General features: G+C 70.7%; 20 protein-coding genes. 19 read left to right on the top strand and 1 reads right to left on the bottom strand.

Annotated features, from left to right (window positions below; all coding sequences use genetic code 11):
- The 3 genes from ABZT04_RS15460 to ftsH all read left to right on the top strand — a co-directional run bounded on the left by ABZT04_RS15460 (position 1) and on the right by ftsH (position 6098).
- Positions 1-2451 (top strand): [protein-PII] uridylyltransferase, encoded by a 2451-nt coding sequence (locus tag ABZT04_RS15460; RefSeq protein WP_356056723.1) that lies wholly within the window; start codon positions 1-3, stop codon positions 2449-2451.
- Between the two features lie 82 nt (positions 2452-2533).
- A complete protein-coding gene (gene ffh, locus ABZT04_RS15465) occupies positions 2534-4087 on the top strand; it encodes a signal recognition particle protein (protein ID WP_356056724.1) in 1554 nt (517 codons plus the stop codon).
- Between the two features lie 73 nt (positions 4088-4160).
- Positions 4161-6098 (top strand): ATP-dependent zinc metalloprotease FtsH, encoded by a 1938-nt coding sequence (ftsH, locus tag ABZT04_RS15470; RefSeq protein WP_356056725.1) that lies wholly within the window; start codon positions 4161-4163, stop codon positions 6096-6098.
- 3 nt (positions 6099-6101) lie between these two features.
- Here the strand turns inward: ftsH and ABZT04_RS15475 are convergent, their stop codons facing one another.
- Entirely contained in the window at positions 6102-6959 is an 858-nt protein-coding gene (locus ABZT04_RS15475; protein WP_356056726.1) for an SAM-dependent methyltransferase, read from the bottom strand.
- Between the two features lie 198 nt (positions 6960-7157).
- On the opposite strand from ABZT04_RS15475, the gene proS reads away from it, so the two are divergent.
- The 16 genes from proS (at position 7158) to dprA (ending at position 20094) form a co-directional block, all read left to right on the top strand.
- A complete protein-coding gene (gene proS, locus ABZT04_RS15480) occupies positions 7158-8573 on the top strand; it encodes a proline--tRNA ligase (protein WP_356056727.1) in 1416 nt (471 codons plus the stop codon).
- Positions 8574-8833: 260 nt separating this feature from the next.
- Complete coding sequence (locus ABZT04_RS15485) at positions 8834-9430, top strand: hypothetical protein (protein ID WP_355922664.1); 597 nt, start codon at positions 8834-8836, stop codon at positions 9428-9430.
- 275 nt (positions 9431-9705) lie between these two features.
- Positions 9706-10134 carry a 30S ribosomal protein S16 gene (gene rpsP, locus ABZT04_RS15490; protein ID WP_355922662.1) on the top strand — a complete coding sequence of 143 codons (429 nt, stop codon included), beginning with the start codon at positions 9706-9708 and terminating at the stop codon, positions 10132-10134.
- Positions 10135-10136: 2 nt separating this feature from the next.
- On the top strand, positions 10137-10376 hold the full coding sequence (locus ABZT04_RS15495; RefSeq protein WP_005479813.1) for an RNA-binding protein: 240 nt from the start codon (positions 10137-10139) through the stop codon (positions 10374-10376).
- A gap of 83 nt (positions 10377-10459) precedes the next feature.
- Entirely contained in the window at positions 10460-11002 is a 543-nt protein-coding gene (rimM, locus tag ABZT04_RS15500) for a ribosome maturation factor RimM (protein WP_356056728.1), read from the top strand.
- On the top strand, positions 11002-11835 hold the full coding sequence (gene trmD, locus ABZT04_RS15505; protein ID WP_356056730.1) for a tRNA (guanosine(37)-N1)-methyltransferase TrmD: 834 nt from the start codon (positions 11002-11004) through the stop codon (positions 11833-11835). The genes rimM and trmD overlap by 1 nt, the downstream gene beginning before the upstream one ends.
- A 133-nt stretch (positions 11836-11968) precedes the next feature.
- The gene (gene rplS / locus ABZT04_RS15510) at positions 11969-12319 is read left to right on the top strand and encodes a 50S ribosomal protein L19 (RefSeq protein ID WP_148010680.1); all 351 of its coding nucleotides are present in this window, start codon (positions 11969-11971) and stop codon (positions 12317-12319) included.
- A 44-nt stretch (positions 12320-12363) separates the two neighbouring features.
- A complete protein-coding gene (gene lepB / locus ABZT04_RS15515) occupies positions 12364-13089 on the top strand; it encodes a signal peptidase I (RefSeq protein ID WP_356056732.1) in 726 nt (241 codons plus the stop codon).
- On the top strand, positions 13082-14194 hold the full coding sequence (gene lepB, locus ABZT04_RS15520) for a signal peptidase I (RefSeq protein ID WP_356056734.1): 1113 nt from the start codon (positions 13082-13084) through the stop codon (positions 14192-14194). The genes lepB (ABZT04_RS15515) and lepB (ABZT04_RS15520) overlap by 8 nt, the downstream gene beginning before the upstream one ends.
- The gene (lepB, locus tag ABZT04_RS15525; RefSeq protein WP_356056735.1) at positions 14082-15065 is read left to right on the top strand and encodes a signal peptidase I; all 984 of its coding nucleotides are present in this window, start codon (positions 14082-14084) and stop codon (positions 15063-15065) included. Before lepB (ABZT04_RS15520) ends, lepB (ABZT04_RS15525) begins: the two co-directional genes overlap by 113 nt.
- A gap of 77 nt (positions 15066-15142) precedes the next feature.
- Positions 15143-15919, top strand: a complete 777-nt coding sequence (lepB, locus tag ABZT04_RS15530) for a signal peptidase I (RefSeq protein WP_356056736.1) — start codon at positions 15143-15145, stop codon at positions 15917-15919.
- Entirely contained in the window at positions 15909-16442 is a 534-nt protein-coding gene (locus ABZT04_RS15535) for an NUDIX hydrolase (protein ID WP_356056737.1), read from the top strand. The genes lepB (ABZT04_RS15530) and ABZT04_RS15535 overlap by 11 nt, the downstream gene beginning before the upstream one ends.
- Positions 16443-16499: 57 nt before the next feature.
- Positions 16500-16808, top strand: coding sequence for a DUF2469 domain-containing protein (locus ABZT04_RS15540; RefSeq protein ID WP_003965949.1), 309 nt, complete (start codon positions 16500-16502; stop codon positions 16806-16808).
- A gap of 127 nt (positions 16809-16935) precedes the next feature.
- Positions 16936-17298 (top strand): YraN family protein, encoded by a 363-nt coding sequence (locus ABZT04_RS15545; RefSeq protein WP_356056738.1) that lies wholly within the window; start codon positions 16936-16938, stop codon positions 17296-17298.
- Position 17299: 1 nt separating this feature from the next.
- Positions 17300-18925: a YifB family Mg chelatase-like AAA ATPase gene (locus ABZT04_RS15550; protein WP_356056739.1), complete on the top strand. Its 1626-nt coding sequence runs from the start codon at positions 17300-17302 to the stop codon at positions 18923-18925.
- Positions 18926-18933: 8 nt separating this feature from the next.
- Positions 18934-20094, top strand: a complete 1161-nt coding sequence (gene dprA, locus ABZT04_RS15555; RefSeq protein ID WP_356056740.1) for a DNA-processing protein DprA — start codon at positions 18934-18936, stop codon at positions 20092-20094.
- Positions 20095-20234 lie beyond the last annotated feature (140 nt).

A 20234-nucleotide genomic window follows, 5' to 3' on the forward strand; every position in this document is an offset into this window, starting at 1 on the left:
GTGACGAGTACGGACGTGCGCAAGGATGCAGAGGACTCCGGACCCAGCGGCTACGCGGCGGCCCGGCTGCGTCTCCTCACCGAGGAGGCGCGGTCCGGGCCGCCGCGCCGTGCCGCCCTCGCCGAACTGACCGACGACTGGCTGTCCGGCCTCTTCACGGCCGGCTCCGAGGCCGTCAAGGGCGTCTCCCTGGTCGCCATCGGCGGCTACGGCCGCGGTGAACTCTCCCCGCGCAGCGACCTCGACCTGCTCCTCCTGCACGACGGCGGTGACTCCGGCGCGGTCGCCGCCCTCGCCGACCGCATCTGGTACCCGGTCTGGGACCTCGGCCTCGCCCTCGACCACTCCGTGCGCACCCCCTCCGAGGCCCGCAAGACGGCCGGCGAGGACCTCAAGGTCCAGCTCGGCCTGCTCGACGCCCGCCACATCGCCGGCGACCTCGGCCTGACCGCCGCCCTGCGTACGGCCGTCCTCGCCGACTGGCGCAACCAGGCGCCCAAGCGCCTCCCCGAACTCCAGGAGCTGTGCGCCGAACGCGCCGAGCGCCAGGGCGAGTTGCAGTACCTCCTGGAACCCGACCTCAAGGAGGCCCGCGGCGGCCTCCGCGACGCCACCGCGCTGCGCGCCGTAGCCGCCTCCTGGCTCGCCGACGCCCCGCGCGAGGGCCTCGCCGACGCCCGCCGCGCTCTCCTCGACGTGCGCGACGCCCTGCACCTCACCACAGGGCGCGCGACCGACCGGCTCGCGCTCCAGGAGCAGGACCAGGTCGCCGCCGAGCTGGGCCTGCTGGACGCGGACACCCTGCTGCGGCAGGTCTACGAAGCGGCACGTGTCGTGTCGTACGCCAGTGATGTCACCTGGCGTGAAGTGGGGCGCGTGCTGCGGTCGCGGGCCGTGCGGCCGAGGCTGCGCGCCATGCTCGGTGGGGGCGCCAAGCCGACCGCCGAGCGCTCCCCGCTCGCCGAGGGCGTCGTGGAGCAGGACGGCGAGGTGGTGCTCGCCCGCGCCGCCCGCCCCGAACGCGACCCGGTCCTTCCCCTGCGCGCCGCCGCGGCCGCCGCCCAGGCCGGCCTGCCGCTCTCCCTGCACGCCGTCCGGCGCATGGCGACCGGCGTGCGCCCGCTGCCCACACCCTGGCCCGCCGAGGCGCGCGAACAGCTCGTCACCCTGCTCGGCTCCGGGCAGCCCACCATCGACGTGTGGGAGGCGCTGGAGGCCGAGGGCCTGATCACGCAGCTCCTCCCCGACTGGGAGCGGGTCCGCTGCCGCCCGCAGCGCAACGCGGTGCACATCTGGACCGTCGACCGGCACCTCATCGAAACCGCCGTCCGCGCCTCGGAGTTCGCGCGCCGCGTAAGCCGCCCCGACCTCCTGCTCGTCTCCGCGCTGCTGCACGACATCGGCAAGGGCTGGCCCGGCGACCACTCCGTGGCCGGCGAGATCATCGCCAAGGACGTGGCCGCCCGCATCGGCTTCGACCGCGCGGACGTCGCCGTACTCGCGACTCTCGTACGCCACCACCTCCTTCTCATCGACACGGCCACCCGGCGCGATCTGGAGGACCCGGCGACGGTCCGTTCGGTCGCCGAGGCGGTCGGTACGACGAGCACACTGGAGCTGCTGCACGCGCTGACCGAGGCGGACGCGCTGGCCACCGGTCCGGCCGCGTGGTCGTCCTGGCGGGCCTCCCTCGTCGCCGACCTGGTGAAGCGGGTCGCCGCCGTCCTGGCCGGGGATGCCCCCGAGGAGCCCGAGGCACTCGCGGCCACGGCCGAACAGGAACGCCTCGCGATCGAGGCGGTGGCGACGGGCGGCCCGGTCCTCGCCCTGCGCGCCCAGACCGAACCCCCGTCCGAGGACGAGCCCACCGGCGACCCCGAACCCCTCGGCGTGGAACTGCTGATCGCCGTACCGGAACAGCCGGGCGTACTCCCCGCGGTGGCGGGCGTGTTGGCGATGCACCGCCTCACCGTCCGCACGGCGGAACTCCGCGCGCTCGACCTCCCGGACGGAGTCGAGGGTTCCGTCCTGCTGCTGAACTGGCGGGTCGCCGCCGAGTACGGCTCCCTGCCGCAGGCGGCCCGGCTGCGCGCCGATCTCGTACGGGCCCTGGACGGATCCCTGGACATCGCGGGCCGCCTCGCCGAACGCGACGCCGCCTACCCGCGCCGCCGGGGTGTCGTGGCACCGGCGGCCCGCGTCACGGTCGCCCCCGCCGCCTCCCGGCACGCCACGGTCATCGAGGTGCGCGCCCACGACGCCCCGGGCCTGCTGCACCGCATCGGACGGGCGCTGGACGAGGCGAAGGTCCGCGTCCGGAGCATGCACGTCTCCACCCTCGGCGCGAACGCCGTGGACGCCTTCTACGTCACCGCGGGCGAGGGCACGCCCCTGCCGGCCGAGGAGGCGACGGCGGTGGCGCGGAAACTGGAGGAGACATTGCGGGCGTGACCCGGTCTTGTCCAGGGCCTGTCCGGCCGGGATACCCTGGAAGACGCCCACACCGCCCCCGACTCCGAGGACCGACTCCGCCGTGTTCGATACTCTCTCCGATCGCCTTTCAGCGACCTTCAAGAACTTGCGCGGCAAGGGGCGCTTGAGCGAAGCGGACATCGACGCCACGGCGCGCGAAATCCGTATCGCGCTCCTCGAAGCCGACGTCGCCCTGCCGGTCGTCCGGGCGTTCATCAAGAACGTCAAGGAGCGGGCCCTCGGCGCCGAGGTCTCCGGCTCGCAGTACCCGGCCCAGCGGGTCCTCGACATCGTCAACGAGGAACTGGTCACCATCCTGGGCGGCGAGACCCGCCGTCTCCGGTTCGCCAAGCAGCCCCCGACCGTGATCATGCTCGCGGGTCTCCAGGGCGCCGGTAAGACCACCCTCGCGGGCAAGCTCGCCAAGCACCTCAAGGAAGCGGGCCACTCGCCGCTGCTGGTCGCCGCCGACCTCCAGCGCCCGAACGCGGTGACCCAGTTGAGCGTCGTCGCCGAGCGCGCGGGCGTGGCCGTCTTCGCCCCGGAACCGGGCAACGGCGTGGGCGACCCGGTCAAGGTCGCCGAGGACTCCATCCAGTTCGCGAAGACCAAGGTCCACGACATCGTCATCGTGGACACCGCCGGCCGCCTGGGCATCGACCAGGAGATGATGCGGCAGGCCGCGGACATCCGGGACGCGGTCTCGCCGGACGAGATCCTCTTCGTCGTCGACGCGATGATCGGCCAGGACGCCGTCGCCACGGCGGAGGCCTTCCGCGACGGCGTCGGCTTCGACGGTGTGGTGCTCTCCAAGCTCGACGGCGACGCCCGCGGTGGTGCGGCCCTGTCGATCGCCTCGGTCACCGGCAAGCCGATCATGTTCGCGTCGAACGGCGAGAAGCTGGAGGACTTCGACGTCTTCCACCCGGACCGGATGGCCTCGCGCATCCTCGACATGGGTGACCTGGCCACCCTGTTCGAGAAGGCGCAGAAGGAGTTCAGCGAGGAAGAGGCCGCCAAGATGGCCTCCAAGCTCGCCTCCAAGAAGGGCCAGGACTTCACCCTCGACGACTTCCTGTCCCAGATGGAGCAGGTCAGGAAGATGGGCAGCATCAGCAAGCTGCTCGGCATGATGCCCGGCATGGGCCAGATCAAGGACCAGATCAACAACATCGACGAGCGGGACGTCGACCGTACGGCGGCCATCATCAAGTCGATGACCCCGGGCGAGCGCGCCGAGCCCACCATCATCAACGGCTCACGCCGCGCCCGTATCGCCAAGGGCTCCGGCGTCGAGGTCAGCGCGGTGAAGGGCCTGGTCGAGCGGTTCTTCGAGGCCCGCAAGATGATGTCCCGCATGGCTCAGGGCGGCGGGATGCCCGGCATGCCGGGGATGCCGGGCATGGGTGGCGGCCCCGGCCGTACGAAGAAGCAGCCCAAGAAGGCCAAGGGCAAGCAGCGTTCCGGCAACCCGATGAAGCGCAGGCAGCAGGAGCTGGAGGAGGCCCAGCGCCGCGAGGCCGGCGCCGCTCCGGGCGGGAACGCGTTCGGGCTGCCCGAGCAGGGCGGCAAGGACTTCGAGCTGCCGGACGAGTTCAAGAAGTTCATGGGCTGACCCTCGGAAAGTCCATGAACTGAGCTCACGCTCTGCGCATGCCAAGGGTTGGTCCGTGTCGTAACGTCCCGATATGGCCAACCCTGCGCCGCCGCGCAAGTCCCCCGACCAGCCCTGGCGTACCGAGGGCACCCCCGACGAGCCCCCGAAGCCGTCGCCGGGCGGGAAGAGGATGCGCGGCGGCTGGTGGAGCCTGATCCTCACCGCGCTGGTCGTGTACCTGATCGCCAACCTCATCCTGTCCTTCTTCAACGAGGGCGACGAGCCGACGATCTCCTACACGGAGTTCAGCAAGCAGGTCGACGCGGGCAACGTCACCAAGATCTACGCCAAGGGCAACGCGATCCAGGGCCAGCTCAAGAAGGGCCAGGACAACCCCGGGGGCGACGGCAAGTACACCAAGTTCGACACCGAGCGGCCGACCTTCGCGGACGACCAGCTCTGGGAGGACCTGACCAAGCACAACGTCACGGTCACCGCGGAACCGGTCGTCCAGCACCGAAGCTTTCTGGCCAATCTCCTCATCGCGCTGGCCCCGATGCTGCTCCTGGTCGTCCTGTGGATCTTCATCGCACGCCGGATGAGCGCGGGGCTCGGCGGCGCGGGCGGCATGCTCGGCCGCAAGGCCCCGCCGAAGCCGGTCGAACTGGAGCCGGGCAAGCAGCGCACGACCTTCGAGGACGTGGCCGGCATCGACGAGGTCGAGGGCGAGCTGAACGACGTCGTCGACTTCCTCAAGAACCCCGACGCCTATCGGAAGATGGGCGCCAAGATGCCCCGGGGCGTGCTCCTCGCGGGCCCGCCGGGCACCGGCAAGACGCTGCTCGCGCGGGCAGTCGCGGGAGAGGCGGGGGTGCCGTTCTTCTCGGCCTCCGCCTCCGAGTTCATCGAGATGATCGTCGGTGTCGGCGCCTCACGCGTGCGTGAACTGTTCGCGGAGGCCCGCAAGGTGGCCCCGTCGATCATCTTCATCGACGAGATCGACACCATCGGCCGGGCGCGCGGCGGTGGTTCGGGCATGGGCGGTCACGACGAGCGCGAGCAGACCCTGAACCAGATCCTCACCGAGATGGACGGCTTCTCCGGCTCCGAGGGCGTCATCGTCATCGCCGCCACCAACCGCGCCGACGTCCTGGACCCCGCGCTCACCCGCCCCGGCCGCTTCGACCGGGTGGTCGTGGTCTCACCGCCCGACCGCGGCGGCCGCGAGGCGATCCTGGAGATCCACACCCGCGAGATCCCGCTGGCCGAGGACGTGAACCTCGCCCAGGTCGCCCGTACGACCCCGGGCATGACCGGCGCCGAACTGGCCAACCTCGCCAACGAGGCCGCCCTCCTCGCGGTCAAGCGCCAGCAGGACCAGGTCACCCAGTCCGACCTCTCGGAAGCCCTGGAGAAGGTCCAACTGGGCGCCGAACGCCCGCTGGTGATGTCCGAGGAGGAACGCAGCCGCACCGCCTACCACGAGAGCGGCCACGCCCTCCTCGGCATGCTCCAGCCCGGCGCCGACCCGGTCCGCAAGATCACCATCGTCCCGCGGGGCCGTGCCCTCGGCGTGACCCTCTCCACACCGGACGCGGACAAGTACGCGTACACCGAGGAGTATCTGCGCGGCCGGATCATCGGCGCCCTCGGCGGCATGGCCGCGGAACAGGTCGTCTACGGCGTGGTCACCACCGGCGCCGAGAACGATCTGGAGCAGGTCACCAACATCGCGCGCGGGATGGTCGCCCGCTGGGGCATGAGCGAGCGCGTCGGCCGCCTCTCCGCCCTCCCCAGCGACGCCCAGCAGGCCTACGGCCTCGCCGCCGCACCGCAGACCCTGGACGTGATCGACGACGAGATGCGCCGCATCGTCGACGAGTGCTACGACGAGGCCTGCCGCAAACTCCGCGACCACCGCGGCCAGTTGGACGCGCTCGCGGCGGCCCTCCTGGAGAACGAGACGCTGGAGGAGACGGACGCGTACCGCATCGCGGGCGTCACCCGCCTGTTCAAGGAGGACGCGTAGTCCTCAGGGCGTACGCGCGATGAGATATCGGAACACGTTCGGCATCCACACAGTCCCGTCCCGCCGCTGATACGGATGCAGGGCTTCCGTCACCTCCTTGTCCACCTGCACCTGGTCCGTCGCGGTGATCGCCGCGTCGAAGAGACCCGTCGACAGCAGCCCCCGTAGGGCACTCTCCACATCGGCGTACCCGAAGGGGCACGACACCCGCCCGGAGCCGTCCGGCCTCAGGCCGGCGCGCTGGGCGACCTCCTCCAGGTCGTCGCGCAGGGCCGGGCGCCAACTGCCCCCACCGCGCAGCGGATCCGCCAGCCTGGTGGCCACCCGCAGCACGGACGAGGTGGCGCAGCGCTCCGGTGGACCCCAGCCGGCCAGCACCACGGGCGTCCCGCGCCCGGTCAGCGGCGTCGCGGACGCGAGCAGGTCGCCGAGGCCCTCCGAGTCGCCCGCGAGACACCCGATGGGCTCGAAGGCGGTCACCAGGGTGTACGCGGGCGTCTCCGCGTCGGCCGCGTCCCTGAGGGAGCCGTAGACGAGCCGGGTGTGCGCACGCGTGCGTGAGGACCACGCGTCGGGCAGCAGCCGCTCTCGGGCGAGGGCCAGCCGTTCGGGGGAGGAGGACTCGACACCGGTGATCGAAGCGCCTCTGGAGGCCGCCATCAACAGGGCGAGCCCGGAGCCGCAGCCGAGGCCGAGCAGCCGGGTGCCGGGCCCCACTTCGAGTCGCTCATAGACGGCTTCGTGGAGCGGCACCAGCATCCGCTCCTGGATCTCGGACCAGTCACGCGCGCGTGCACCCAGGTCCACGCGGGGCACGGGCCCCGCATGAGGCAGGTACTGCCGCACGAGCGTAGGTGTCATCGAAAGCGCCCCAATCCGCCGAGAGTTGTGGCCGTGCCCGTTTCCGGGGCCCCCGTGATGTGCGCCCGCACTTCCCCCGTATGCCAGCAAACTCCGCACTCGCTACGGCGTCCAGAGGTTGTGGGGCCCTGCTTGTGGCTTCCCTGTGGGAGTGGCGAGAATTCACATGGCGGCAACGTGGAGCCGTACGATCTCGCCATGGCCAAGGCACCCGTACTCACGCCTCGGGCGGACGACTTCCCCCGCTGGTACCAGGATCTGATCAGCAAGGCCGAGCTGGCCGACAACGGCCCGGTGCGCGGCTCCATGGTCATCCGACCGTACGGGTACGGCCTCTGGGAGCGGATGCAGGCCGAGATGGACGCCCGGATCAAGGAGACGGGCACCGAGAACGCCTACTTCCCGCTGCTGATCCCGCAGTCCTACCTCGCCCGCGAGGCCGACCACGTCGAGGGCTTCGCGCCCGAGCTGGCCGTGGTCACCCACGGCGGCGGCAAGGAACTCGAGGAGCCCGCGGTCGTCCGGCCCACCTCCGAGATGATCATCAACGAGTACTTCGCGAAGTGGGTGCAGAGCTACCGCGACCTGCCTCTGCTGATCAACCAGTGGGCCAACGTGGTCCGTTGGGAGCTGCGGCCCCGGCTCTTCCTCCGGACGAGCGAGTTCCTCTGGCAGGAGGGCCACACCGCGCACGCGACCTACGAGGAGGCGCGCGACTTCGCCGCGCACATCCACCGCCAGGTCTACGAGGACTTCATGGTCAACGTCCTCGCGATGGACGTCGTACCGGGGCGCAAGACGGTCAAGGAGCGGTTCGCGGGCGCGGTCAACACCCTCACCCTCGAAGGGATGATGGGCGACGGCAAGGCCCTCCAGATGGCCACCAGCCACGAGTTGGGCCAGAACTTCGCCAAGGCCTTCAACACCCAGTACCTGTCCAAGGAGGGCAAGCAGGAGCTGGTCTGGCAGACCTCCTGGGGCTCCACCACGCGCATGATCGGCGCCCTGGTGATGATGCACGGCGACGACGACGGACTCCGGGTGCCGCCGCGGCTGGCGCACATCCAGGTCGTCGTCCTCGCGATCAAGGGCGACGAGGCGGTTCTGGCCAAGGTCCGCGAGATCGGGGCCCGGCTGAAGGCGGCGGGCGTCCGCGTCCGGGTCGACGACCGCACGGACATCCCCTTCGGGCGCCGCGCCGTCGACTGGGAGCTCAAGGGCGTGCCCGTACGGATCGAGGTCGGGCCCCGTGACCTGGAGAACGGCACGGCGATGCTGGCCCGCCGGATCCCGGGAGGCAAGGAGCCGGTGGCGATCGACTCCCTCGTAGAGCTGCTGCCTCTCGTCCTTGAGGAGGATCAGGCGCTGCTGCTGAAGCAGTCCCGCGAGCGGCGCGAGTCCCGCACCTCCGAGGTGTCGACGGTCGCGGAGGCGGTCGAGGCCGCGACCTCCGGCGGCTGGGCACGCATCCCGTGGGCGACCCTCGGCGAGGAGGGCGAAGCCGAGCTGGCCGAGCACGCGGTGACCGTACGGTGTCTGGTCGCCGAGGACGGGTCGGTACCGGACGCCGACAAGGCACCCGGTAACGTCGCGGTCGTCGCGCGCGCATACTGAGGCGGCGCCCTCCGGCGGCAGAGCGACCGAAAGGCCTCTTGCGCAACGGCGGACATCAGCTCCCCCGGCGCGCGGACACCGTCTACGCGCCGGGTCGTACCGAGAACTACGCACCAGCTTGGTATGAGCTGTGAGGCTTCTCCGCAGATCAGCGCACCCGCCCTCGTCTCCACGCATCAGCGGCAACTGACGGGTACGTGCAAATTATTTGGGATGCCCCGGAATCGGAACACTGGGGCACTCCGGCTCGTTGTCATTACGTGAGCACGACACAGACACCACCTGTTCTCGCCGCAGAGCTGGCAGAGGCGTGGGCCGACATTCAGCGGTACCACCCCGAGCTGCCCGATCTGGCCGCGCCCGAGTCCCTGATCGGAGAGTCGTCGTCCGCCTGCGGACACGAGCTCTCCTTCGAGCGACTGCTCCATGAGGCAGTCCATGGCATCGCCGCCGCGCGCGGCGTGCGCGACACGTCCCGTGCCGGCCGCTACCACAACCGGAGATTCCTCGCGATCGCCGAGGAGCTGGGCCTGGACCACCCCGACGAACCGCACCCCAGCAGCGGTTTCTCGCTGGTCCAGCTCAACCCCGAGGCCAAGCGCCGCTACCGGCCGACGATGGAACGCCTCCAGCGCGCGCTGAAGGCCCACACCGTCGCCACCTCCGCGGACACCTCCCGCACCTTCCGCGGCCCGGCCGCCCGGCACGGGTCCTCCGGTGGGGGCGTCCGCGTCAAGGCGGTGTGCGACTGCGGTCGTAACGTACGGGTCGTCCCTTCGGTGCTGGCCCAGGCGCCGATCGTGTGCGGGGGCTGCGGCAAGCCCTTCCGCATCCCGGAGGTCCTCGGAGCGGCCTGAGGCTGCGGCTGCTCGTGGCAGCCGCATCCCGCAGGGCCGGGTTGCGCACACCCGCGCCGGTCACCTCCCGGCGCCGGGTGTCGCTTCCGCGTGGGCGGGAGCGTCCGCCCGGTCGGGCGGGCCTTCGGCGTGTGGCACAATGGCTAGCTGTACTCGACAGCCGCACAGGAACCCTCTCGCCTCCGGCTGACGCGTCCATCGGGCACTCGGGTACCGCAACCCCACGCGGCCATCTGCCGTGCCCAACCACGTCAAATCCAGGAGAACCCACTCCCGTGGCAGTCAAGATCAAGCTGAAGCGTCTGGGCAAGATCCGTTCGCCTCACTACCGCATCGTCGTCGCCGACTCCCGTACCCGCCGTGACGGCCGGGCCATCGAGGAGATCGGTCTGTACCACCCGGTGCAGAACCCCTCGCGCATCGAGGTCGACACCGACCGCGCGCAGTACTGGCTGGGTGTCGGCGCGCAGCCGACCGAGCCCGTCCTCGCCATCCTGAAGCTCACCGGCGACTGGCAGAAGTTCAAGGGCCTGCCGGCCCCGGCTCCGCTGCTCGTGGCCGAGCCGAAGGCCGCCCGCCCGGTGTTCGACGCCCTCGGTGGCGACGACCAGGGCAAGGGCGAGGCCATCACCCAGAAGAAGAAGGCTGAGAAGAAGGACGAGGCTGCCGCCGAGTCCTCTTCGTCTGAGTCGACCGAGGCCTGAGCGTGCTTGAGGAGGCTCTTGAGCACCTCGTGAAGGGCATCGTCGACAACCCTGACGATGTGCAGGTCGCCTCGCGCGACCTGCGTCGGGGGCGCGTGCTGGAGGTCCGGGTGCACCCCGACGACCTCGGCAAGGTGATCGGTCGCAACGGCCGCACCGCTCGCGCCCTGCGCACCGTCGTGGGCGCCATCGGCGGCCGGGGTGTCCGCGTCGACCTCGTCGACGTGGACCACGTCCGCTGACGTCAATTCGCACACCGGCTCGGGCCGGGGAGGGCCACTGGCCGTCCCCGGCCCGAGCTGTATGACACAGGAGATTCGGACACGTGCAACTGGTAGTCGCACGGATCGGCCGTGCCCATGGCATCAAGGGCGAGGTCACCGTCGAGGTACGCACCGACGAACCGGAGCTCAGGCTCGCGCCCGGTGCCGTCCTGGCCACGGACCCCGCCGCGACGGGACCGCTCACCATCGAGACCGGCCGGGTGCACAGCGGCCGCCTCCTCCTGCGCTTCGAGGGTGTGCACGACCGCACCGGCGCCGAGGCCCTGCGCAACACCCTCCTGATCGCCGAGATCGACCCGGAGGAGCTGCCGGAGGAGGAGGACGAGTACTACGACCACCAGCTCATGGACCTCGACGTCGTCACCAAGGACGGCACCGAGGTCGGCCGGATCACCGAGATCTCGCACCTGCCCTCCCAGGACCTCTTCATCGTGGAGCGGCCCGACGGCAGCGAGGTGATGATCCCCTTCGTCGAGTCGATCGTCACCGAGATCGACCTGGAGGAACAGCGCGCGGTCATCGACCCGCCGCCCGGACTGATCGACGACCAGGCGGAGATCGTTTCCAGTCGGGAAGAGTCCTGATGAGGCTCGACGTCGTCACGATCTTCCCCGAGTACCTCGAACCGCTGAACGTCTCCCTGGTCGGCAAGGCACGCGCGCGTGGACAACTGAATGTGCACGTGCATGATCTGCGCTCCTGGACGTACGACCGCCACAACACGGTCGACGACACCCCCTACGGCGGCGGCCCCGGCATGGTCATGAAGACCGAGCCCTGGGGGGAGGCCTTGGACTCCGTCCTGGCCGACGGCTACGAGACGGGCTCCGGCGAGCCCGCGCTCATCGTGCCCACCCCCAGCGGCCGGCCGTTCACCCAGGAACTCGCCGTGGAACTCTCCGAGCGCCCCTGGCTGGTCTTCACACCCGCCCGCTACGAGGGCATCGACCGGCGGGTCATCGACGAGTACGCGACCCGGATGCCCGTCTACGAGGTGTCCATCGGCGACTACGTGCTCGCCGGCGGTGAGGCGGCCGTCCTGGTCGTCACGGAGGCCGTGGCACGGCTGCTGCCGGGTGTCCTGGGCAACGCCGAGTCGCACCGCGACGACTCCTTCGCGCCCGGGGCGATGGCCAACCTCCTGGAGGGGCCGATCTACACCAAGCCGCCCCAGTGGCGCGGCCGGGAGATCCCGGACGTGCTGCTCAGCGGCCACCACGGGAAGATCGCCCGCTGGCGGCGCGACGAGGCGCTGAAGCGCACGGCCGCCCACCGGCCCGACCTGATCGAGCGCTGCGAGCCCAAGGCCTTCGACAAGAAGGACCGCGAGATGCTGTCGATCCTGGGCTGGGCACCGGACCCGGCGGGGGAGCCGTACGGCCGATTTTGGCGCAGGCCGGACGGCGTGGAAGAATAGGTCGCTGTTGTGCGTCGTCCGGCGTGCGCCCCTGCCACAGGGGGACACGACGCCCGCCCCGACACGGACAGCATCCTTCTCAGAACCCAGCTCCCGTTGGTGACCTGTGGCATCAGCGAAGAAAGCAGACGAAATGTCCCACCTGCTCGACACCGTCGACAGCGCCTCGCTGCGCACCGACATCCCGGCCTTCCGCCCGGGTGACACCGTCAACGTCCACGTCCGCGTCATCGAGGGCAACCGCTCCCGTGTGCAGCAGTTCAAGGGCGTAGTCATCCGTCGCCAGGGCGCCGGTGTCCGTGAGACCTTCACGGTCCGCAAGGTCTCGTTCTCCGTCGGCGTCGAGCGCACCTTCCCGGTGCACACCCCGATCGTCGAGAAGATCGAGCTCGTGACCCGTGGTGACGTCCGTCGCGCGAAGCTGTACTACCTCCGTGACCTGCGCGGCAAGGCCGCGAAGATCAAGGAGAAGCGCGACAACTAGTCGCGTACGGGGTTCTCGTCGGGGCCGGATAGCATCTGGCTCCGATGGACACCGAAGCACAGCCGACGGAGCGCGACCGCTCCTCCCGCCCTTCCGACTCCGAGGACCCCTCGGATACCGGAGGACCGGAGGACCGGTCGCGTTTCGCGTTGGTGTCGCGTGCCGCCGAGTGGCTGCCCGGTGGCCGGATCACCCTGACCGCCCTGGTCTGTCTGGTGTTTCTGCTGCTGCTCAACACCTTCTTGCTCCAGCCTTTCCAGATTCCCAGCGGATCCATGGAATCCGGATTGAGGATCGGCGACCGCGTTCTCGTAAATAAGTTGGCGTACCGTTTCGGTGCCCATCCGCAGCGCGGCGACATCGTTGTGTTCGATGGCACTGGCTATTTCGGGGACGCCGACTACATCAAGCGCGTTGTGGGTGTGGGGGGAGACCACGTGGTCTGCTGCGACAAGGAGGGGAGGATCCAGGTGAACGGGCGGTCGGTCGACGAGTCGGCGTTCCTGTACCCCGGGGACGCTCCGTCCACCGTGTCTTTCGACCTGGTCGTGCCCGAGGGGACCCTCTTCGTCCTGGGCGACCACCGCGCCGACTCAAGCGACTCCAGGGACCACCTGGGCGACCCGGGCGGAGGCATGATTCCCGTTGGTGACGTCATCGGGCGAGCCGACTGGATCGTCTGGCCCGCCCGCGACTGGACCCACCTCGTCCGGCCCGGGGCCTACGCGCGCGTACCGGACGCGAAAAGTGTCGGCGGCGCCCATGGGTAACCGCGGCAAGCCGCGCGGCGCGACGCCGGGCGGCTCCTTCGGCAACGAGAACCTGCTGCCGACCGGCTCCCGGCGCGCGGGCGCGCTCGCCCCGGCAGGGGGCGCGGGCCGCAGCCGGGCGGATCGGCGCAAGCTCCAGCGCAAGGTCAAGCGGCGGCGCAGGCGCGGCGCGGTCCGGGAGATACCTCTCCTGGTCGGTGTCGCCGTTCTCATAGCCCTCGTTCTGAAGACCTTTCTCGTCCAGGCGTTCGTGATCCCCTCGGGCTCCATGGAGGAGACGATCCGCGTCGGCGACCGCGTCCTGGTGGACAAGTTCACCCCGTGGTTCGGTTCCGAGCCCAAGCGCGGCGACGTCGTCGTCTTCCACGACCCGGGCGGCTGGCTGGGGGACGAGACGACCACCAAGAAGAACGACCCCATCGTCATCAAGCAGGTCAAGGAAGGCCTCCAGTTCATCGGCCTGCTGCCCTCCGACAACGAGCAGGACCTCATCAAGCGGGTCATCGGCGTCGGCGGCGACCACGTCAAGTGCTGTGACGCGCAAGGGCGGGTGACCGTCAACGGCGTCCCCCTGACCGAGGCCGACTACCTGTATCCCGGGAACGCACCGTCCGAAACGGCGTTCGACATCACCGTCCCCAAGGGCCGGCTGTGGGTGATGGGCGACCACCGCGGCAACTCGGCGGACTCCCGCGCACACCAGAACACCAGCTACGGAGGCACGGTCCCGCTCAGCCTGGTGGTGGGGCGGGCCAAGATGATCGCCTGGCCCATGGACCACTGGACCAGCCTGAATGAACCTAAAACCTTTGCATCGGTTTCCAACTCGGTGTCAGGGGCGACCGCCGCTCCCGAACTGTCGCATAGGGTTGCCCCGGTCGATCCGAACGGATCGGTCCAACTCCCGAGCCCTGCGGAACTCCCGCTCGTTATGGGAGTGGTGGGCCTGCGTCGAAGATGGCGCGGGCGGCGGCACGGAGTAAGGAGTTGGCGTGGGGGATGTGGCGGTTGGCGCACGGTCCGGACACGACGGCGAGGAGCACCGCGGACGTCCCGTGGAAGCACCCGCCCCGGCCGCGGACAGCGCCGTGACCTCCGGGAGTGACGCCGGAGCGGACGAGGACGGCAAGGACGGCGTGGAGTCAGGTACACAGACCAGGACCGAGGGCCAGGGGCCGGGCGACTCGACCCCCCAGGCGAAGAAGCCGCGCTCCTTCTGGAAGGAGCTGCCGATCCTGATCGTCATCGCGCTCGTCCTCGCGCTGCTCATCAAGACCTTCCTGGTGCAGGCGTTCTCGATCCCCTCCGACTCGATGCAGAACACTCTCCAGCAGGGTGACCGCGTCCTGGTCGACAAGCTCACCCCGTGGTTCGGTTCCGAGCCCGAGCGCGGCGAGGTCGTCGTCTTCCACGACCCGGACGACTGGCTGGCGGGTGAGCCCACGGCCAACCCCAACGCCCTGCAGACCGTGCTCAGTTGGATCGGCCTGATGCCCTCCGCGCAGGAGAAGGACCTCATCAAGCGGGTCATCGGCGTCGGCGGCGACACCGTCTCCTGCAGCGGCACCGGCCCGCTGATGGTCAACGGCAAGGCGCTGAACGAGCCGTACGTATACCCCGGCAACACCCCGTGCACCAACGACGACCAGGGCGGCCAGTTCACCGTCAAGGTTCCCAAGGGCGACATCTGGGTGATGGGCGACCACCGGCAGAACTCGCGGGACTCGCGCTACAACCAGTCCGACAAGCACCACGGCATGGTCCCGGTGAACGAGGTCGTCGGCCGCGCGATCGTCAAGGCCTGGCCCATCAACCGCTGGGGCACGCTGCCGATCCCGGACACCTTCGACCAGACGGGCATCAACACCCAGGCCTCGGCCTCCCGTCTCCTGACGGCCGCGCCGGAGGGCCTCGCCCTCGTCGGTGTCCTGCCCCTGGCCCTGTGGCGCCGCAGGCGCTCGGCCAAGGTCGCGTAAAGGCCTTGTGGAGCTTGTGACCCAGGTCCCGGAGGAAGGGCTGACCACCCTCGGTACCGCCGGGTAGGGTGCCGCCCATGGGTGGCGAGAGCGCAACACGTACGGCCCCGCGTACCAGCGGTGGCACTGGCAAGGGCCCGGTGGGCCGCCGGACCGGAGAGCGGTTGTCCGGACTGGCCGTCGCACTGGGCCTTGTGCTGTTCCTCGGCGGGTTCGGCTGGGGAGCGGTGGTGTACCGGCCGTACACCGTGCCCACCAGCTCGATGACGCCGACCATCGACGCGGGCGACCGGGTGCTGGCCCAGCGGGTCGACGGTGACGAGGTCCGCCGGGGCGACGTCGTGGTCTTCACCGACAAGACCTGGGTGACGAACGCTCCCGTGGTCAAGCGGGTGGTCGCCGTCGGCGGGGACACCGTCTCCTGCTGCACCAACGGCAAGCTGGTCGTCAACGGCAAGCAGATCGACGAGCCCTACCTCAAGGGCGGCGCGGTCGAGGACAAGACGATCCCCGCGGTGAAGGTCCCCAAGGGCCGTCTGTTCCTGCTCGGCGACGAACGCCAGGGCTCCCTGGACTCCAGCGCCCACCTCACGGACGTCGCCAGCGGCACCGTCGCGAGCAGCGCCGTGAGCGCCCGCGTGGACGCCGTCGTCTGGCCCATGAAGGGCATGCTGGAGCGCCCCACCAACTTCGAGGAACTCGGCACTCTCTCCCAGCCCGGGCCCCTGCGCACGATCCTCGCCGTGATCGTCGCGGGCGCGGTGCTCGTCCTCGGCGGCGGCGCCTACGGCCCCCTCGCCAAGCTGGCCGGCCGCCGCTCCCGCCCCCGGCCGGAGCCCGCCGGTGCCCGCTGAGGCCACCGAGGAGGGCCGGGACTCCTACGAGGGCGGCCTGCGCAAGGTCGCCCGGGTCGTCCTCCTCGACCCGAAGGACCGCATCCTGCTGCTCCACGGCCACGAGCCAGAGAACCCGGCCGACGACTGGTGGTTCACCCCCGGCGGCGGCCTGGAGGGCGACGAGACCCACGAGGAGGCCGCGCTGCGGGAACTCGCGGAGGAGACTGGGATCACACAGGTCCGGCTCGGCCCGGTGCTGTGGACGCGGACCTGTTCCTTCCCGTTCGCGGGCCGCCGCTGGGACCAGGACGAGCGGTACTACCTGGCCAGGACGTCCGCCACGGCCGACGGCGTGCCCGGCGCCACGGCCCTCACCGAGCTGGAGCGGCGCAGCGTCTCCGGAGCACGTTGGTGGACGTGCCGGGAACTGGACCGGGCGCATGAGACGGTGTATCCGACCAGACTCGCCGAGCTGCTCCGCAGGCTGCTCGACGAAGGTCCCCCGGCCGGACCGGTGACTCTGGACACCGAAATCGTCTAGGGGCGCACGGGACTGGCGCACAATGGTGGGATCAGCACGGCTGAAGGGGAACATGCCATGAGCGCCGAGGACCTCGAAAAGTACGAGACCGAGATGGAGCTGAAGCTCTACCGGGAGTACCGCGATGTCGTCGGTCTGTTCAAATACGTGATCGAGACTGAACGGCGCTTCTACCTCACCAACGACTACGAGATGCAGGTGCACTCGGTCCAGGGTGAGGTGTTCTTCGAGGTGTCCATGGCGGATGCCTGGGTGTGGGACATGTATCGACCGGCTCGCTTCGTGAAACAGGTGCGGGTCCTCACGTTCAAGGACGTGAACATCGAAGAGCTCAACAAGAGCGATCTGGAACTGCCGGGCGGCTGACGGCGGGTCTCCGCGGGGTGATCTTCGCTCGTGCGGGTGACGGAGTTCTCCACAACCACTGAACGGTCCACCAAGATCCACTTGGTGGACCGTTCCGCGTCACGGTTGGCGCGGAGGTGGTGCCGACATGAACGCACGCAGTGCACTCGGCAAGTACGGCGAGACGCTGGCCGCACGACGGCTGGTCGAGGCCGGGATGACGGTCCTGGAGCGCAACTGGCGCTGTGGCAGGACGGGCGAGATCGACATCGTGGCGCGGGACGGCGACGTCCTGGTCGTCTGCGAGGTCAAGACACGGCGGACCGGTGCCTTCCAGCACCCGATGGCCGCCCTGACCCCCGAGAAGGCGGAGCGCCTGCGCGGCCTCGCCGGACGGTGGATCCACGCCCACGGAGGGGCGCCGCCGGGCGGCGTCCGCATCGACCTGGTGGGCGTGCTCCTGCCCGGCCGCGGCGCACCCGTCGTCGAGCACGCGCGGGGGGTGGCCTGAGATGGGCTTCGCTCGTACGTGTTCGGTGGCGCTGGTGGGCGTCGAGGGCGTAGTGGTCGAGGTCCAGGCCGACCTCGAACCCGGCGTCGCCGCGTTCACTCTGGTGGGACTGCCCGACAAGAGCCTGACGGAGAGCAAGGACCGAGTGCGGGCCGCCGTGGTCAACTCGGGCAGCGCCTGGCCGCAGAAGAAACTGACGGTGGGCCTGAGCCCGGCATCGGTGCCGAAGAGCGGCAGCGGCTTCGACCTGGCCGTGGCGGCGGCCGTGCTCGGCGCCGCCGAGCGGATCGATCCCCGGGTGCTCGCCGACATCGTGATGATCGGGGAGCTGGGACTGGACGGCCGGGTGCGCCCGGTCCGGGGCATCCTGCCGGCGGTACTGGCGGCGGCGGACGCGGGGTACGAGCAGGTGGTGGTGCCCGAGTGCGCCGCCGCCGAGGCGTCCCTCGTACCCGGGGTGTCCGTGCTGGGCGTCCGCAGCCTGCGGCAACTGATCGCGGTACTCGCGGACGAGCCGGTCCCCGACGAGGAACCGGACGACCTGAGCCGCCCGGATCCGCTCCTCGCCGGTCTGCGTGTGCCGGGCACCGGCGCGGCCACCGGCATGCACAGTGTGGGAGCGGCACACCACGACCCGGGGCACGACCTCGCGGACGTCGTCGGGCAGCTCTCGGCGCGCACCGCGGTGGAGGTCTCCGCGGCCGGCGGACACCACCTCTTCCTCGAAGGTCCGCCCGGTGCGGGCAAGACCATGCTGGCCGAGCGGCTGCCCGCGATCCTGCCCCGGCTCAGCAGGCAGGACTCGCTGGAGGTCACGGCGGTGCACTCGGTGGCGGGCCTGCTGCCCCCGGGCAAACCCCTGATCGACGTCGCCCCCTACTGCGCCCCGCACCACTCGGCCACGATGCAGGCCCTGGTCGGCGGCGGGCCCGGGATCGCGCGGCCCGGCGCGGTCTCGTTGTCGCATCGCGGAATTCTCTTTCTGGACGAGACACCCGAGTTCAACAGCCAGGCACTGGACGCCCTACGGCAGCCACTGGAGGCGGGGCATGTCGTGATCGCGCGCAGTGCCGGGGTCGTGCGGTTCCCGGCGCGCTTTCAGATGGTGCTCGCGGCCAATCCCTGTCCGTGCGGCCGCTTCTCGCAGACCGACGACTTCTGCGAGTGCCCGCCGATGACGATCCGCCGGTACCAGGCCAGGCTCTCCGGGCCGCTGCTCGACCGGGTGGACCTGCGGGTGGAGGTGGACCGGGTCACGCGTGCCGAACTCACCGAGCGCGGCGCCCGGGGCGAGTCCACCGCGACGGTCGCGGACCGCGTGCGGGCGGCCAGGGAGCGGGCGCGGGCCCGTCTCGCGGGCACCCCGTGGCAGACCAATAGCGAAGTGCCCGGTCGTGAGCTGCGCAGCCGTTGGCAGGCCGTGCGCGGGGCGATGGACGAGGCCGAGCGCAGTCTGGAGCGGGGCATGCTGACCGCCCGGGGCATCGACCGCGTCCTGCGCGTGGCCTGGACGGTCGCGGACCTCAAGGGCCATGACCGGCCGGACGCGATGGACGTGGCCCTCGCCCTGCAACTGCGCACCGGCGTTCCACGAGGAGCCCCCATGGTCATCGGGGCACTCGCATGACCACGCACATGACCACGAACGAGGACCCGGGCGAGGAGTTCCACGCCCGTGTCTTCCTCGCCCGGGTCGTCGAGCCCGGCGACGAAGTGGCCGGCCGGTGGATCCGCGAACTGGGCGCCGTGGAAGTGGCCCGATGCCTGCGGGACGGCGGGCCGCAGCTCGTCGGGGTGACCGACAAGCGGTGGGCCGGGCTGTGCGCACGGGCCGGACTGGTCGAACCGGGCCGGGACCTGGCCGTCGCACGGGATGCAGGGGTCCGGTTCGTGTGTCCCGGCGACGCCGAGTGGCCCGGCCAACTCGACGACCTCGGGGACGCGCGGCCCACCGGACTGTGGGTGCGCGGGCTGCCCAGCCTGCGGGCGTGGGCGCTCACCTCGGTCGCCGTCGTCGGCGCCCGCGCCTGCACCGAGTACGGCGCCCACATGGCGGCCACCCTCGCCGCCGGCCTCGCCGAACTCGGCTGGGTGGTCGTGTCCGGCGGCGCCTACGGAGTCGACGGCGCCGCCCATCGCGGCGCCCTCGGCGCGGGCGGCGCCACCGTCGCCGTGCTCGCCTGCGGCGTCGACCGGCCCTACCCGCGCGGCCACACCGAGTTGATCAGCAGGATCGCCGAACAGGGGCTCGTGGTGGGGGAGTTGCCGCCAGGGGAGCATCCGACGCCGAGCAGGTTCATCCTCCGGAACCGGGTGATCGCGGCGCTCACCAGGGGCACCGTGGTCGTCGAGGCCGCCTATCGCAGCGGGTCCCTCGTCACCGCGCGAGCCGCGCAGAAGCTGGGGCGCCACACGATAGGAGTGCCCGGCCCGGCCACCAGCGCACTCTCCGCCGGAGTGCACGAACTCCTGCGCGGAGACGCGGTGCTGGTGACCGATGCCGCTGAAGTCGTCGAACTGGTCGGCGGAATGGGCGAGCTGGCCCCGGACCGACGCGGACCGGTGCTCCCGCGCGACCTGTTGGAACCGGCGGCCCGCCGCGTCCTCGCCGCCCTGCCCGGCAACAGGGCGGCGCCACCGCGGGAGATCGCGCGCGGCGCGCAGACCACGGAGGACGACGCGATCGCGAGACTGTACGAACTCCGAGCACTTGGTTACGTCGAACGACACAGCGACGGCTGGAAGTTGACACGCCAGGCGATGATCTCGGTCCGGGCCGATCGGGGGCGCCGCTGACCGAGCGTGTTCGGCCGTCCGGGGGAACCCCGACACCCTTGGAAATTCCCGCAGTTGGCACATTCCGATGATCACGCAGAGCGATCGTAGTCACCCGCTTCGGCACCTCGTCGGACGCGTCCGTGCCCGGTCCGGGCCTC

It is taken from the genome of Streptomyces sp. NPDC005492 (assembly GCF_040605995.1).
GTDB lineage: Bacteria > Actinomycetota > Actinomycetes > Streptomycetales > Streptomycetaceae > Streptomyces.

Coding starts and splice junctions, on each gene's coding strand:
- ftsH (WP_356056725.1), top strand. CDS start 4,161: ATGGCCAACCCTGCGCCGCCGCGCAAGTCCCCCGACCAGCCCTGGCGT.
- ABZT04_RS15475 (WP_356056726.1), bottom strand. CDS start 6,959: ATGACACCTACGCTCGTGCGGCAGTACCTGCCTCATGCGGGGCCCGTG.
- proS (WP_356056727.1), top strand. CDS start 7,158: ATGGCCAAGGCACCCGTACTCACGCCTCGGGCGGACGACTTCCCCCGC.
- trmD (WP_356056730.1), top strand. CDS start 11,002: ATGAGGCTCGACGTCGTCACGATCTTCCCCGAGTACCTCGAACCGCTG.
- rplS (WP_148010680.1), top strand. CDS start 11,969: ATGTCCCACCTGCTCGACACCGTCGACAGCGCCTCGCTGCGCACCGAC.
- lepB (WP_356056732.1), top strand. CDS start 12,364: ATGGACACCGAAGCACAGCCGACGGAGCGCGACCGCTCCTCCCGCCCT.
- lepB (WP_356056734.1), top strand. CDS start 13,082: ATGGGTAACCGCGGCAAGCCGCGCGGCGCGACGCCGGGCGGCTCCTTC.
- lepB (WP_356056736.1), top strand. CDS start 15,143: ATGGGTGGCGAGAGCGCAACACGTACGGCCCCGCGTACCAGCGGTGGC.
- ABZT04_RS15540 (WP_003965949.1), top strand. CDS start 16,500: ATGAGCGCCGAGGACCTCGAAAAGTACGAGACCGAGATGGAGCTGAAG.
- ABZT04_RS15545 (WP_356056738.1), top strand. CDS start 16,936: ATGAACGCACGCAGTGCACTCGGCAAGTACGGCGAGACGCTGGCCGCA.
- ABZT04_RS15550 (WP_356056739.1), top strand. CDS start 17,300: ATGGGCTTCGCTCGTACGTGTTCGGTGGCGCTGGTGGGCGTCGAGGGC.
- dprA (WP_356056740.1), top strand. CDS start 18,934: ATGACCACGAACGAGGACCCGGGCGAGGAGTTCCACGCCCGTGTCTTC.